This window comes from Citrobacter sp. wls716 (assembly GCF_005280975.1).
In the GTDB taxonomy this organism is placed as follows: domain Bacteria; phylum Pseudomonadota; class Gammaproteobacteria; order Enterobacterales; family Enterobacteriaceae; genus Citrobacter; species Citrobacter youngae.
Map to the genome: position 1 here is coordinate 21,722 of NZ_SZWX01000023.1, position 15,842 is coordinate 37,563.

Annotated in this window: 10 protein-coding genes; 6 read left to right on the top strand and 4 right to left on the bottom strand. The window is 52.2% G+C overall.

Going from position 1 to position 15,842, the window contains the following annotated elements; translation table 11 throughout:
- Nucleotides 1–2 precede the first annotated feature (2 nt).
- The 6 genes from mukF (at nt 3) to FDX24_RS06105 (ending at nt 9,884) form a co-directional block, all read left to right on the top strand.
- A complete protein-coding gene (gene mukF, locus FDX24_RS06080) occupies nt 3–1,325 on the top strand; it encodes a chromosome partition protein MukF (protein ID WP_048212134.1) in 1,323 nt (440 codons plus the stop codon).
- Nucleotides 1,306–2,010, top strand: a complete 705-nt coding sequence (gene mukE / locus FDX24_RS06085) for a chromosome partition protein MukE (protein ID WP_016152457.1) — start codon at nt 1,306–1,308, stop codon at nt 2,008–2,010. The genes mukF and mukE overlap by 20 nt, the downstream gene beginning before the upstream one ends.
- On the top strand, nt 2,010–6,470 hold the full coding sequence (gene mukB / locus FDX24_RS06090; protein ID WP_137363994.1) for a chromosome partition protein MukB: 4,461 nt from the start codon (nt 2,010–2,012) through the stop codon (nt 6,468–6,470). Before mukE ends, mukB begins: the two co-directional genes overlap by 1 nt.
- Before the next feature lie 261 nt (nt 6,471–6,731).
- Nucleotides 6,732–8,483, top strand: a complete 1,752-nt coding sequence (gene ldtD / locus FDX24_RS06095) for a L,D-transpeptidase (protein WP_115602301.1) — start codon at nt 6,732–6,734, stop codon at nt 8,481–8,483.
- 176 nt (nt 8,484–8,659) lie between these two features.
- Nucleotides 8,660–9,208 (top strand): YcbK family protein, encoded by a 549-nt coding sequence (locus FDX24_RS06100; protein ID WP_003831948.1) that lies wholly within the window; start codon nt 8,660–8,662, stop codon nt 9,206–9,208.
- A 28-nt stretch (nt 9,209–9,236) separates the two neighbouring features.
- The gene (locus tag FDX24_RS06105; protein ID WP_086523635.1) at nt 9,237–9,884 is read left to right on the top strand and encodes an MBL fold metallo-hydrolase; all 648 of its coding nucleotides are present in this window, start codon (nt 9,237–9,239) and stop codon (nt 9,882–9,884) included.
- 52 nt (nt 9,885–9,936) lie between these two features.
- Here FDX24_RS06105 and aspC read toward each other — a convergent pair whose 3' ends face one another.
- The 4 genes from aspC to pncB all read right to left on the bottom strand — a co-directional run bounded on the left by aspC (nt 9,937) and on the right by pncB (nt 15,770).
- Nucleotides 9,937–11,127, bottom strand: a complete 1,191-nt coding sequence (gene aspC / locus FDX24_RS06110) for an aspartate transaminase (RefSeq protein ID WP_061067624.1) — start codon at nt 11,125–11,127, stop codon at nt 9,937–9,939.
- Between the two features lie 183 nt (nt 11,128–11,310).
- Complete coding sequence (gene ompF, locus FDX24_RS06115; protein ID WP_048212129.1) at nt 11,311–12,387, bottom strand: porin OmpF; 1,077 nt, start codon at nt 12,385–12,387, stop codon at nt 11,311–11,313.
- 613 nt (nt 12,388–13,000) lie between these two features.
- On the bottom strand, nt 13,001–14,401 hold the full coding sequence (gene asnS / locus FDX24_RS06120; protein ID WP_048212128.1) for an asparagine--tRNA ligase: 1,401 nt from the start codon (nt 14,399–14,401) through the stop codon (nt 13,001–13,003).
- 166 nt (nt 14,402–14,567) lie between these two features.
- Complete coding sequence (gene pncB / locus FDX24_RS06125; protein WP_137363995.1) at nt 14,568–15,770, bottom strand: nicotinate phosphoribosyltransferase; 1,203 nt, start codon at nt 15,768–15,770, stop codon at nt 14,568–14,570.
- Nucleotides 15,771–15,842: the final 72 nt, after the last annotated feature.

A 15,842-nucleotide genomic window follows, 5' to 3' on the forward strand; every position in this document is an offset into this window, starting at 1 on the left:
CTATGAGTGAATTTTCCCAGACAGTCCCCGAACTGGTTGCCTGGGCCAGAAAAAATGACTTCTCCATCTCTCTGCCGGTAGACAGACTTTCGTTCCTGCTGGCGGTAGCCACGCTGAACGGTGAGCGACTTGACGGTGAGATGAGCGAAGGCGAGCTGGTGGATGCGTTCCGCCATGTGAGTGATGCGTTTGAGCAAACCAGCGAAACCATCGGTGTTCGCGCCAATAACGCGATTAACGACATGGTACGTCAACGTCTGCTGAACCGCTTTACCAGCGAGCAGGCGGAAGGTAACGCTATTTATCGTTTAACGCCGCTGGGGATTGGCATCACGGATTACTATATTCGTCAGCGCGAATTCTCTACATTGCGTTTGTCGATGCAGTTGTCGATTGTTGCTGGTGAGCTGAAGCGCGCGGCAGATGCCGCCGCAGAAGGTGGTGATGAATTCCACTGGCACCGCAACGTCTATGCACCATTGAAGTATTCGGTAGCGGAAATTTTCGACAGTATCGATCTGACCCAGCGCATCATGGATGAACAGCAGCAGCAGGTAAAAGACGACATCGCACAGTTGCTAAACAAAGACTGGCGGGCGGCAATTTCCAGCTGTGAAATGCTGCTGTCTGAAACGTCTGGTACGCTGCGTGAACTGCAGGATACGCTGGAAGCCGCAGGCGATAAGCTCCAGGCGAACTTGTTACGCATTCAGGACGCGACGATGGCTCATGACGATTTGCATTTCGTCGACCGGCTGGTGTTCGACCTGCAAAGCAAGCTCGACCGTATTATCAGCTGGGGTCAGCAATCCATCGATTTGTGGATCGGCTACGATCGTCACGTGCACAAGTTTATCCGTACCGCTATTGATATGGACAAAAATCGCGTCTTTGCCCAGCGTTTACGTCAGTCTGTCCAGAGCTATTTTGACGATCCGTGGGCGTTGACCTATGCCAATGCCGATCGTCTGCTGGATATGCGTGACGAAGAGATGGTGCTGCGTGATGAAGAGGTCACCGGTGAGCTCCCGGCCGATCTGGAATATGAAGAATTTAACGAGATCCGCGAACAGCTGGCGGCAATTATCGAAGAGCAGTTGGCTATCTATAAATCCAGACAAACGCCACTGGATCTCGGATTGGTCGTGCGCGAGTATCTGGCGCAATATCCACGTGCGCGTCACTTCGACGTTGCGCGTATTGTTATCGATCAGGCGGTACGTCTTGGCGTAGCGCAAGCAGACTTCACCGGACTGCCAGCCAAATGGCAGCCGATTAATGATTACGGAGCCAAGGTACAGGCGCATGTCATTGACAAATATTGAACAAGTGATGCCGGTAAAGCTGGCGCAGGCGCTGGCGAATCCGTTATTTCCGGCGCTGGATAGCGCCTTACGTTCGGGCCGCCATATCGGTCTGGATGAACTGGATAATCATGCCTTCCTGATGGATTTTCAGGAATATTTTGAAGAGTTTTACAGCCGCTATAACGTGGAATTGATCCGTGCGCCGGAAGGGTTCTTCTACCTTCGTCCGCGTTCAACGACGCTCATTCCCCGTTCGGTCCTGTCTGAACTGGACATGATGGTCGGTAAAATTCTTTGCTATCTCTATCTCAGCCCGGAACGTCTGGCGAACGAAGGGATTTTTACTCAGCAAGAGCTGTACGACGAGCTGCTAACGCTGGCGGATGAAGCCAAACTGCTGAAGCTGGTGAACAACCGTTCGACCGGTTCGGACGTTGATCGCCAGAAACTCCAGGAAAAAGTGCGTTCTTCACTTAACCGCCTGCGTCGTTTAGGCATGGTGTGGTTTATGGGTCACGACAGTAGCAAATTCCGTATTACGGAATCAGTCTTCCGCTTTGGCGCGGACGTGCGCAGCGGTGACGATCCGCGCGAAGCGCAGCGTCGCTTAATTCGTGATGGCGAAGCGATGCCGGTCGAGAACCGCCTGCAGCTCAACGATGAGCCCGAAGAGAATCAGCCGGACAGTGGAGAAGAAGAATAATGATTGAACGCGGTAAATTTCGCTCACTTACGCTGATTAACTGGAATGGTTTTTTTGCCCGTACGTTTGACCTTGATGAGCTGGTTACCACGCTGTCGGGCGGGAACGGGGCGGGTAAATCCACCACCATGGCGGCATTCGTTACAGCGCTTATCCCGGACTTAACCTTGCTGCATTTTCGTAATACCACCGAAGCCGGTGCAACCAGCGGCTCACGCGATAAAGGTCTGCACGGAAAGCTGAAAGCAGGTGTCTGTTACTCGATGCTTGACGTGCTCAACTCGCGCCATCAGCGTGTGGTCGTTGGCGTGCGTCTGCAGCAGGTTGCCGGGCGCGATCGTAAAGTGGACATCAAGCCATTTGCGATTCAGGGGTTACCGATGTCGGTGCAGCCAACCCAACTGGTCACGGAAACGTTGAACGAACGGCAGGCTCGCGTGCTGTCTCTTGCTGAGCTAAAAGAGAAGCTTGATGAGATGGAAGGCGTGCAGTTTAAGCAGTTCAACTCGATAACCGATTATCACTCGTTGATGTTCGATTTGGGCATCATTGCCCGTCGTCTGCGCTCTGCCTCCGACCGTAGTAAATTCTATCGCCTGATTGAAGCCTCACTGTACGGCGGTATCTCCAGCGCCATTACTCGCTCACTGCGCGATTACCTGCTGCCAGAAAACAGCGGCGTGCGTAAAGCGTTCCAGGATATGGAAGCGGCGCTGCGTGAAAACCGCATGACGCTGGAAGCGATTCGCGTCACCCAGTCAGATCGTGACCTGTTTAAGCATTTGATCAGCGAAGCGACTAACTATGTGGCGGCAGATTATATGCGCCACGCTAATGAACGTCGTATTCACCTCGACAAAGCGCTGGAATATCGTCGTGAACTGTATACCTCGCGCCAGCAGCTGGCCGCAGAGCAGTATAAGCATGTGGATATGGCGCGTGAACTGGGCGAGCATAACGGCGCGGAAGGCGATCTGGAAGCCGATTATCAGGCTGCGAGCGATCATCTGAATCTGGTGCAAACCGCACTGCGTCAGCAGGAAAAAATTGAACGCTACGAAGCGGATCTCGAAGAGTTGCAGATCCGTCTCGAAGAACAAAATGAAGTCGTGGCAGAAGCTGTCGATCGTCAGGATGAGAATGAAGCCCGTGCGGAAGCCGCCGAGCTGGAAGTGGATGAGCTGAAAAGCCAGCTTGCCGATTACCAGCAGGCGCTGGACGTCCAGCAAACGCGCGCCATCCAGTACACTCAGGCGATTCAGGCACTGAGCCGAGCCAAAGAGCTTTGCCACTTACCGGATCTGACCGCCGATAGCGCCGCTGAATGGCTGGAAACCTTCCAGGCCAAAGAGCAGGAAGCGACCGAGAAGTTGCTGACGCTGGAACAAAAAATGAGCGTGGCGCAAACTGCGCACAGCCAGTTCGAACAGGCTTACCAGCTGGTGGCGGCTATCAACGGCCCGCTGGCGCGTGGTGAAGCCTGGAGCGTGGCGCGTGAGCTGCTGCGCGAAGGCGTTGAACAGCGCCACCTGGCGGAACAGGTTCAGCCATTGCGCATGCGTTTGAGCGAGCTGGAACAGCGTCTGCGCGAACAGCAGGAAGCCGAGCGTCTGCTGGCTGAATTCTGCAAGCGTCAGGGTAAACAGTTCGATATCGATGAGCTGGAAGCGCTGCACCAGGAACTGGAAGCGCGTATCGCCGCCTTGTCGGACAGCGTCTCGTCTGCCAGCGAACAGCGTATGACGCTGCGTCAGGAGCAGGAGCAGCTGCAATCGCGTATCCAGCATCTGATGAAACGCGCGCCTGTCTGGCTGGCCGCGCAAAATAGCCTGAACCAGCTTAGCGAACAGTGTGGTGAAGAGTTTACCTCCAGCCAGGATGTGACTGAGTATCTGCAACAATTGCTGGAGCGCGAGCGTGAAGCCATTGTTGAGCGTGATGAAGTCGGCGCGCGCAAAAATGCGGTTGATGAAGAGATTGAACGTTTAAGTCAGCCGGGCGGGGCGGAAGATCAGCGCCTCACTGCGCTGGCGGAACGCTTCGGCGGCGTGCTGCTGTCTGAAATCTATGACGATGTTAGCCTTGAAGATGCGCCGTACTTCTCTGCGCTGTACGGTCCTTCGCGCCATGCCATCGTGGTGCCGGATCTGTCACTGATTACTGAGCAACTTGATGGGCTGACGGATTGCCCGGAAGACCTCTATTTCATCGAAGGGGATCCGCAGTCGTTTGATGACAGCGTTTTCAGCGTCGATGAACTTGAAAAAGCGGTGGTGGTGAAAACCGCCGAGCGTCAGTGGCGTTATTCCCGCTTCCCGACGGTGCCGATTTTTGGTCGTGCTGCGCGCGAAAGCCGTATCGAAACCCTGCATGCCGAGCGTGAAGGGCTGTCTGAACGTTTTGCAACGCTCTCCTTTGACGTCCAGAAAACCCAACGTCTGCACCAGGCGTTTAGCCGCTTTATTGGCAGCCATCTGTCGGTGGCATTTGAAGCCGATCCGGAAGCGGAAATTCGCCAACTGAACAGCCGTCGCGTTGAACTCGAACGTGCGCTGACCAATCATGAAAATGATAATCAGCAAAGCCGTATGCAGTTTGAACAGGCGAAAGAGGGGGTTTCTGCTCTTAACCGCCTGCTGCCGCGTTTGAATTTGCTGGCAGATGACATGCTGGCCGATCGTGTGGACGAAATTCGTGAGCGTCTGGATGAAGCCCAGGAAGCGGCGCGTTTTGTGCAGCAGCACGGCAACCAGTTAGCCAAACTGGAACCGATGGTTTCGGTTCTGCAAAATGACCCGGAGCAGTTTGAACAGCTGAAAGAAGACTACGCGTATTCTCAGCAGATGCAGCGTGATGCGCGTCAGCAAGCTTTTGCCCTGACCGAAGTGGTACAGCGCCGGGCGCACTTTAGCTATTCCGACTCCGCCGAAATGCTCAGCGGTAACAGCGATCTGAATGAGAAACTGCGTGAGCGTCTGGAACAGGCGGAAGCTGAACGTACCCGCGCCCGTGAAGCGTTGCGCAGCCATGCCGCGCAGTTGAGCCAGTACAATCAGGTTATGGCCTCGCTGAAAAGCTCTTATGACACCAAGAAAGAGCTACTGAACGATTTACAACGCGAACTGCAGGATATCGGCGTTCGCGCAGACAGCGGCGCTGAAGAGCGTGCGCGTATTCGTCGTGATGAACTGCATGCGCAGCTCAGTAATAATCGCGCGCGTCGCAACCAACTGGAAAAAGCGCTAACCTTCTGCGAAGCGGAGATGGAAAACCTGACCCGCAGACTGCGCAAGCTTGAGCGCGATTACCATGAAATGCGTGAGCAGGTGGTGACCGCGAAAGCCGGCTGGTGTGCGGTGATGCGGATGGTGAAAGATAACGGTGTGGAGCGTCGTCTGCACCGTCGCGAGTTGGCCTATCTTTCCGGTGACGAACTGCGTTCGATGTCGGATAAGGCGCTCGGTGCGCTACGTCTGGCGGTTGCGGATAACGAACATCTGCGCGATGTGCTGCGCATGTCTGAAGATCCAAAACGTCCAGAACGTAAAATTCAATTCTTTGTTGCGGTTTACCAGCATCTGCGTGAACGTATTCGCCAGGATATTATCCGTACCGACGATCCGGTTGAAGCCATCGAGCAGATGGAGATTGAATTGAGCCGTCTGACGGAAGAGTTAACCTCCCGTGAACAGAAGCTGGCCATCAGCTCTCGCAGCGTGGCAAATATTATTCGTAAGACAATTCAGCGCGAACAGAACCGTATTCGTATGTTGAACCAGGGTCTGCAAAGCGTGTCGTTTGGCCAGGTAAACAGCGTTCGTCTGAACGTCAACGTACGCGAGACGCATGCCACCTTGCTGGACGTACTCTCCGAGCAGCATGAGCAGCACCAGGATCTGTTTAACAGCAATCGTCTGACCTTCTCTGAAGCGCTGGCGAAGCTGTATCAGCGTCTGAATCCGCAGATTGACATGGGACAGCGTACGCCGCAAACCATTGGTGAAGAACTGCTCGACTACCGCAACTACCTGGAAATGGAAGTTGAGGTTAACCGTGGTTCTGACGGTTGGCTGCGTGCCGAATCGGGCGCCCTGTCCACAGGGGAAGCGATCGGTACCGGGATGTCAATCCTCGTGATGGTTGTTCAAAGCTGGGAAGATGAAGGGCGTAGACTGCGTGGGAAAGATATCTCGCCATGCCGCCTGTTGTTCCTTGATGAAGCCGCACGACTTGATGCCCGCTCCATCGCAACCCTGTTTGAACTGTGCGAGCGTTTGCAGATGCAGCTGATTATTGCTGCGCCGGAAAATATCAGCCCGGAGAAAGGCACAACCTACAAACTGGTGCGTAAAGTCTTCCAGAACACCGAACACGTTCATGTGGTGGGTCTGCGTGGTTTTGCCCCTCAGTTACCTGAGCCCTTACCTGGGATAGAAGATGCCTCTTCGCAGGCAAGCTAAGTAAAAAGGCGGCGCTAAAGCCGCCTTTTTCTTTTCCGATATGCACATGATACCTGGTGTAATTTCTTTAGACTTCTTTACATTAGGTTAGGCAAAAATGATTTGATGTTTATATACTGAAGGTAAGCCTAACGCGTCACCGGGCTTGCTCGTCATACTTCAGAATGTATTGGCGTTTTACAGGCCCGCTCCCTTGAGAGTAATGGGGAATACAGGCGGTCTGGCTACTCAAAGTATGATAAAGAAAACAGGGGGCAAGGGATGTTGCTTAATAAAATGTGTGGTCGTCGGCTGTCGGCAATCAGTTTGTGCCTGGCCGTAACATTCGCTCCACTGTTCAACGCGCAGGCTGATGAGCCTGAAATGATTCCTGGCGACAGCTCTGCGGCCGTCAGCGAACAGCCTACAGCGTTATCGCAACCGCAGGTACAATCTTACGCGACAGGTGTGATGGCGGGAATTCAGTCTCTGCCCAATGGCACATCTGTGGACAAAGCCCGCGCTGAATTGCAATCTCAGCTACCAGCAGGCTATACGCCGGTTTATATGAGCCAGCTGGAATTACTGTATGCCGCACGCGAAATGAAACCGATGTGGGAAAATCGTGATGCGGTAAAAGCCTTTCAACAACAGTTAGCCGAGGTGGCGATTGCCGGGTTTCAGCCGCAGTTTAACGCCTGGGTTGCGTTACTGACTGACCCAGCAGTCACAGGCCTGGCACGTGATACTGTACTTTCTGATGCGATGATGGGCTATCTGCACTTTATTGCCAATATCCCCGTCAAAGGTAGCCGCTGGCTCTACAGCGATAAGCCTTATGCACTGGCAACGCCACCGCTCTCCGTTGTTAACCAATGGCAGGTAGCGCTGGACAACGGTCAGCTAACTTCATTTATCACCAGCCTTACACCTCAGCATCCACAGTATGCTGCAATGCATGAGTCGTTGCTGAAGCTGGTGGGGGATTCGCGACCCTGGCCACGGTTAACCAGCACCACGACGTTGCGTCCCGGTGAATGGAGTAATGATATCCCGGCGCTGCGCGAAATTCTGCGTCGTACCGGAATGCTGAACGCCGGTGTCAGCACTTCTGCCAAAGAAGGGCGTAGCGCCTACGATCGCGAACTTGTTGACGCGGTGAAACGTTTTCAGACATGGCAGGGGCTGGGGGCCGATGGCACGATTGGCCCTGCGACGCGTGACTGGCTGAACGTGACGCCTGCTCAACGCGCGGGCGTACTGGCGTTAAATATTCAGCGTTTGCGCCTGCTGCCGAGCGATCTGTCTACCGGCATCATGGTAAACATCCCAGCCTACTCGCTGGTTTATTATCAGAACGGAAATCAGGTGCTGGCTTCCCGTGTTATTGTCGGACGTCCCGATCGTAAAACGCCGATGATGAGCAGCGCGTTGAATAATGTGGTTGTAAATCCACCGTGGAACGTGCCGCCGACGCTGGCCCGGAAAGATATTCTGCCTAAATTGTGGAACGATCCGGGGTACCTTGAGCGTCACGGGTATACTGTAATGCGCGGCTGGAACAGCAAAGAGACGATAGATCCGTGGCAGGTTGACTGGGCTACAATCACCGCCTCAAATCTGCCGTTCCGCTTCCAGCAGGCACCGGGCGCGCGTAATTCGCTGGGTCGCTATAAATTCAATATGCCGAGTTCGGACGCTATTTATCTGCACGATACGCCAAACCATAATTTGTTCCAGAAGGATACTCGGGCGCTAAGTTCTGGCTGTGTGCGCGTGAATAAGGCCTCGGAACTGGCGAATATGCTGCTGCAGGATGCTGGCTGGAATGATACGCGCATCTCGGATGCCCTGAAGCAAGGGGATACGCGGTATGTAAATATCCGCCAGAATATTCCGGTCAACCTGTACTATCTGACTGCCTTTGTGGGAAGCGATGGACGTACGCAGTATCGAACAGATATTTACAATTACGATCAGACAGCGCGATCCAGCGCACAAATCATGTCGAAAGCTGAGCAATTAATCAGATAAATGAAGCAGTTCGAGGAAAATGATTGTCGTAAGTTATGACGAAAACGGGGCAGGATGGCTGCAAGCCCCGTATTTCCTGGGTTTGGGAGCCTTGACGTGGACTACTTAGCCAGATAAGGTTTCCCGCGTGCGCTAGAGCATACATACGATAACATTGACCTGTAGACCTTAATACCATGGACAAATTTGACGCTAATCGCCGCAAACTGCTGGCGCTTGGTGGCATTGCCCTCGGCGCTGCCATCCTGCCTACGCCTGCGTTTGCTACACTCTCCACCCCACGTCCGCGTATATTGACTCTGAATAACCTGCATACCGGTGAGTCAATAAAAGCAGAGTTTTTTGATGGCAGGGGCTATATTCAGGACGAATTAGCAAAACTTAATCACTTTTTCCGTGACTTTCGGGCGAATAAAGTGAAATCCATCGACCCGGGATTGTTTGATCAACTCTTCCGTCTGCAGGGATTGCTGGGTACGCGTAAACCCGTACAACTGATCTCCGGCTATCGTTCCATCGATACCAATAACGAACTCCGTGCACGTAGTCGTGGTGTGGCAAAGAAAAGCTACCACACGAAAGGCCAGGCCATGGATTTCCACATTGAAGGCATCGCATTAAGCAATATTCGCAAAGCTGCGTTATCTATGCGCGCAGGTGGTGTAGGATACTACCCCAGCAGTAACTTTGTGCATATCGACACCGGGCCTGCACGGCACTGGTGATCCGTAAGCTTAATGAAACAGGAGCTGTATGAACTATCGTATTATTCCGGTCACTGCATTCGCCCAGAACTGCTCGCTAATCTGGTGTGAGCAGACGCGTCTGGCCGCACTGGTCGATCCCGGCGGTGATGCCGAGAAAATCAAACAGGAAGTCGATGCCAGCGGTTTGACGCTCATGCAGATCCTGCTTACCCATGGACATCTTGACCATGTAGGGGCAGCGGCTGAACTGGCACAGCATTATGGTGTTCCGGTTATTGGTCCGGAAAAAGAAGATGAGTTCTGGTTACAGGGGCTCCCTGCTCAGAGCCGCATGTTTGGCCTGGGTGACTGTGAGCCGCTGACGCCCGATCGCTGGCTAAACGAAGGCGATCGGATTAGCGTCGGCAACGTAACCTTACAGGTGCTGCATTGCCCGGGTCACACGCCAGGGCATGTTGTCTTCTTTGATGAACAATCAAAGTTACTGATTTCAGGCGACGTGATTTTCAAAGGTGGCGTAGGGCGCAGTGATTTCCCGCGTGGGGATCACAACCAATTGATTGATTCGATTAAACGTAAACTCTTACCATTGGGTGATGACGTGACGTTTATCCCGGGTCACGGCCCACTTTCTACGCTGGGTAACGAACGGCTACATAACCCGTTCCTGCAGGATGAAATGCCAGTCTGGTAACACCGCAGATAAATAAAAAGGCCGCGATTGCGGCCTTTTTATGCGCAATAAATTACAGCACTGCGACAATCGCTTCGCACAGCGGTGCCATGTTATCTGGCGTCATTCCTGCGACGTTTACACGTCCGGAAGCGACGGCATAGACACCAAACTCTTCACGCAGACGCAGAACCTGTTCTTTTGTCAGGCCGCTGAAAGAGAACATACCGTTCTGTTTGATGATAAAGCTGAAGTCGCGGTTTGCACCTTTCTCCTGCAGCGTATTGACAAACAGTAAACGCATGCGCTGAATACGTTGGCGCATGTCAGTCAGTTCCTGTTCCCAGATGGCACGCAGCGCATCGTTGCTCAGAATTGTGGCGACTACGGATGCACCGTGGGCTGGCGGGTTGGAGTAGTTCGCACGAATTACCGATTTCATCTGGCTAAAGGCACGGTCAACGGTTTCAGCATCAGCTGCAACCAGTGTACAGGCACCTACGCGCTCATTGTACAGACCAAAGTTTTTGGAATAGGAGCTGGCGACAATCAGCTCTTTATGCAGCGCGGCGAATGCACGCAGACCCTCTGCATCTTCTTCCAGACCACGCGCAAAGCCCTGGTAGGCGAAGTCGAACAGTGGTAACCAACCTTTTTCGACTGACAGCTGAGCCAGCGTTTGCCACTGCTCCAGCGTCGGATCGATACCGGTCGGATTGTGGCAGCATCCGTGGAATAATACGACGTCGCCAGCTTGTGCTTCAGCCAGGCTTGCCAGCAATGCATCAAAGTCCAGTGAATGGTTTGCAGCATCGTAATAGTTATATTCACGCACTTCCAGACCAGCAGAATTAAATACGCTCTTATGGTTCGGCCAGCTTGGGTTGCTGACCCACACGCGTTTTGCGCTGGTGTTTTTTGCCAGGAAATCAGCGGCCACACGCAGGGCACCCGTACCACCAGGGGTCTGTGCGGTACGCGCGCGTTTTTCATTAATCAGAGCACTTTCTTTACCAAACAGTAATTCCTGAGTGCAGCGACCAAACTCTGGAATACCGTCAATGCCAAGATAGTTTTTGGTGGTTTCATTTTCCAGGATATATTGCTCGGCTTTTTTAACGCTGGTCAGTACCGGCGTTTTGCCTGTCTCATCTTTATATACACCGATTCCGAGGTTGATTTTCCCCGGGCGGTCATCGGCACGAAACAAATCAGCCAGGCCCAAAATGGGGTCGGCAGGAGCGGCGGTAATGTTCTCAAACATGACGAGGTTCCATTGTGGTTACAGAAGGGAAGTCCGCTATCAGGTTAACGGTAGATTTACAAAATGCCAACCGTTAGTGACGAAAAGCAGGGGTGTTTTTTGAAGACGCAAGAATCCGCTGGCGGATATAAAAAAACAGGACCGAAGTCCTGTTTTTTAGGCATTTAGCAAAGAGGTCTGCTATTAGAACTGGTAAACGATACCCACTGCAACGGTGTCGTCAGAGCCTACGCCCAGTTTGTTGTCAGAATCGATCTGGTTGATGATGTAATCAACATAGGTGGACATGTTTTTGTTGAAGTAGTAAGTCGCGCCCACTTCGAAGTAGTTCACCAGATCTACGTCACCGATACCTTCGATATCCTTACCTTTAGATTTGGTATAGGCGAGGGACGGACGCAGGCCGAAGTCGAACTGGTACTGAGCAACTAACAGTACGTCTTCAGTTTTGTTCGCATAACCGTTAGAAATGCGGGTTGCGTTGCGGGTTTCGCTGTAGTTCGCTGCCAGGTAGATGTTGTTAGCATCGTATTTCACGCCGGTAGCCCACTGCTCAGCTTTGTCGCCATGGCCGCGCAGAAGCGGGTTTTGCTGGGCATCGGTACGGTCAGCCGCGCCGTATGCACCGACGATACCGAAGCCTTCGAATTCGTAGCTTACAGAACCGCCAACGCCGTCACCATTAGAGCGACGAACGTCATCACGCTCGTTTTTACCCAGGTACTGAACAGCGAAGTTCAGGCCTTCAACCAGACCGAAGAAGTTGGAGTTACGGTAAGTCGCGAGGCCACCGTTACGCTGAGAGAAGAACTGGTCGGAAGCCGCAGTATCGCCACCGAATTCTGGCAGCATATCGGTGTAACCCAGTGCATCGTATACGACGCCGTAGTTACGACCGTAATCGAAGGAACCTGCGTCACCGAATTTCAGACCAGCAAACGCCAGACGGGTTTTGTTCCCATTCTGAGAGTCGTCACCGCCTTCGGAGTTATTGCCGCTGAACTGGTATTCCCACTGGCCGTAACCGGTCAGCTGGTCGTTAATCTGAGTTTCCCCTTTGAAACCAAGACGGGCGTAAGTCTGATCGCCATTAGGTGCGTAGGCGTTGTCACCGTTGTGCTTGGAAAAATAGTGCAGACCTACAGCTTTACCGTAGATGTCTACTTTATTGCCATCTTTGTTATAAACTTCTGCAGCGTTAGCTGCCCCGGCTACCAGCAGAGCAGGGATAACCACTGCAAGAATATTGCGCTTCATCATTATTTATTACCCTCATCGGTTTTTATATGACACCTGCCACTGCCGCCAATAAATTCCGTCAATAAAAATTTACGGAACTATTGATGAGAGTTTGGTGTCTTTATGTGTCTGCAGGCATCTTTCCATTCAAACTACCGTTTCGCTACTCTCAAAGTGCTACAAATATAAAGATTTGGTTTCAAAAAGAAAAAATGTGTAACAAAACGTTATTTTTATGCAACTTTGTGAACGACTTCAAATTTCAGGTGTCCCTGCGATTGAATTTTGCTCAGTTTTATCTATTTATATGATTTTCTTATACTTAATTTTGCTAACGACATTTTTATCTAGCCCCGCAAAAAAGAACCATTTTTACAAATGCATATTTTGGCCGTCCAGAATGCCGTGTGAATGGGTAATAAATGCTCTATTTGATCATGAAGTGCTAATCCACAATAAAAATAGTGATTATTTTTTGTTCTCAAATGTTGCAGTGAAACATTGCGTAACAGGAAGGGGGAATTTACGGGTTGAGTTTAGTGCGGGATGAGAGTCCATCTAAGGCGACAAATACAGCAATGCGCTGAACGAAAAAAGGCCAGCAGTGCCGGCCTTTATGATTAAAGCGACAACGTTAGAAGCTGGCGTTACGCGGTGTACGCGGGAACGGAATAACATCGCGGACGTTCTGTACGCCGGTGACATAAGCGATCAGACGCTCAAAGCCCAAACCAAAACCGGAATGCGGAACGGTACCGTAGCGACGCAGATCGCGATACCACCAGTAATCTTCTTTGTTCAGACCCATCTCCAGCATACGGGCATCCAGCACGTCCAGACGCTCTTCACGCTGAGAACCACCGATGATTTCACCGATTCCCGGTGCCAGCACGTCCATTGCCGCAACGGTTTTACCGTCGTCGTTAAGGCGCATATAAAACGCCTTAATATCTTTCGGATAGTTTTTAACAACCACCGGCGCTTTAAAGTGTTCTTCGGCAAGATAGCGTTCATGCTCAGAAGACAGATCGACACCCCAGTAAACCGGGTTTTCGAACTGTTTGCCGCATTTTTCCAGGATGCTTACCGCATCGGTGTAATCCACCTGCGCGAAGTCAGCATCAATAAAACGTTCCAGGCGTGATACCGCGTCTTTGTCGACACGTTCGGCGAAGAACTTCATATCATCCGCACGTTCTTCCAGTACGGCTTTGAACGCGTATTTCAGCATTGCTTCAGCCAGACCTGCAACATCGTTCAGATCGGCAAAAGCGACTTCCGGCTCGAGCATCCAAAACTCTGCCAGGTGACGACTGGTGTTAGAGTTTTCTGCACGGAACGTCGGGCCAAAAGTATAAATTTTGGACAGGGCGCAGGCGTAAGTTTCACCGTTCAACTGACCGGAAACGGTCAGGAACGCTTCCTTACCAAAGAAGTCTTTATCGAAATCGACTTTACCCTGATCGTTACGCGGCAGGTTTTCCAGATCCAGCGTAGAAACACGGAACATTTCACCCGCACCTTCCGTATCGGAAGCGGTGATCAGCGGAGTAGATACCCAAAAGAAACCCTGCTCATGGAAGAAGCGATGCAGCGCTTGCGCCAGCGTATGACGTACGCGCGCTACCGCACCAATCATATTGGTGCGCGGACGCATATGCGCCACTTCACGCAGATACTCAATGCTGTGACGCTTAGCCGCCATTGGGTAGGTATCAGGATCTTCAACCCAGCCCGCGACTTCAACTTCAGTGGCCTGAATTTCAAAGCTCTGTCCTTGTCCAGGTGATGCAACGACTTTACCCGTTACGATAACTGAACAACCCGTCGTCAGGCGCAGTACGTCCTGATTGTAATTGGGCAGAGAATTATTGATGACGGCCTGTACAGGATCAAAGCAGGAACCGTCATAAACGGCGAGGAAGGAGATGCCAGCTTTTGAATCTCGGCGGGTACGCACCCATCCGCGCACGGTGACTTCGCTGTCAACGGCTACGCGGCCCTGGAGTACGTCGGCTACAGGCACAACGCTCATAATATTCTCTCTGTTAATAGTCGGATATATAAACACATGTCCACCCATAATGGGGGGGATACCTATGTTACCTGGCATCTGCAATCAGACAAGCAGAATTCGTAGCTGGAGTGAAAGATTTCGGAAATAAACGTGAAAAGGGAGCCAAAGTGGCTCCCTGGAAGGACTAGCTGGCTTTTTTAATATGCGGGAGATCGAAGGCTTTGCGCAGCGCGCGCACAAACGCTTTATCATGGCAGATGGTTTTACCCGGGCTGTCAGATAACTTCGCCACCGGTTTGCCGTTACATTCGACCAGCTTGATAACGATATTCAGCGGCTTAACCTGGGGGATGTTACACGTCAGGCGTGTCCCGATACCAAAGCTCAACTTCACGCGAGAAGAGAAGTGGCGGTAGAGTTCAATCGCTTTATTCAGATCGAGGTTATCGGAGAACACCAGCGTTTTGCTTTGCGGGTCAATGCCCAGTTTTTCATAATGGGCGATGGCTTTCTCACCCCATTCCACCGGATCGCCAGAGTCGTGGCGCAAACCCTGATAGTGGGTGGCAAACTCAACGCCAAAGTCGCGCAAAAACGCGTCCATGGTGATGCAATCGGTCAGGGCGATGCCGAGCTGGTCGGGATATTCGTTCAGCCAGGCGGCCAGGGCAACGCGCTGGCTGGTGGCAAGCTCAGGGCTGATTTGCTGGTGTGCCTGGAACCATTCATGCGCCTGGGTTCCCATCGGCGTTAATGACAAACGACGGGCAAGATCGTAGTTGCTGGTGCCAACAAACCACGGCTCTTGCTGCAGGCGTTTAACGATAGCCTGCTGGACTTCACGTGAAAAACGACGACGCGTACCGAAATCCATCAGATGGAAGCGGGACATATCGACATCTTTCGTTAAAGCAGAGAATTCTGCTAATTTGTTTTCCAGCTCAGCCAGCGCCTGTGGGACGCCTGATTCGGGCGAGCGATAACGGTGTACCAGCTCGCTTATCACCGCTAACAGCGGAACTTCCCACATGATCACTTCGCGCCATGGCCCGGTTAAGCGAATGTTCAACTTACCGTTGTCATTGGTGACGCAAACCTGTTCCGGGTTATAGCGGAAATCACGTAACCAGGTGAGGTAATCAGCTTTGAAGAAAGGCAGGCCGGAGAGCCACTGGTACTCGTCCTCCTGCAGTCGCAGGTGCTGCATAGCATTCACCTGTTCGCGAATAGAATCGGCATAAATACCGAGCAGGTCATCGCCACGGCAACGAAATTCAGCCGCTACTTGTACATCATAGTAGTGGTGAAAAACGGCTTGCTGCATATGCAACTTATAAGCGTCTGTATCCAGCAGCGAGTGCAGAACAGGAGAAGCGAATTGTGTCATAGGTGCGCAGTAGCATCCTCTCACGGGAGCGTTTAGTACAATAAACAACTAAGAAAACCGCTGGAGTATACC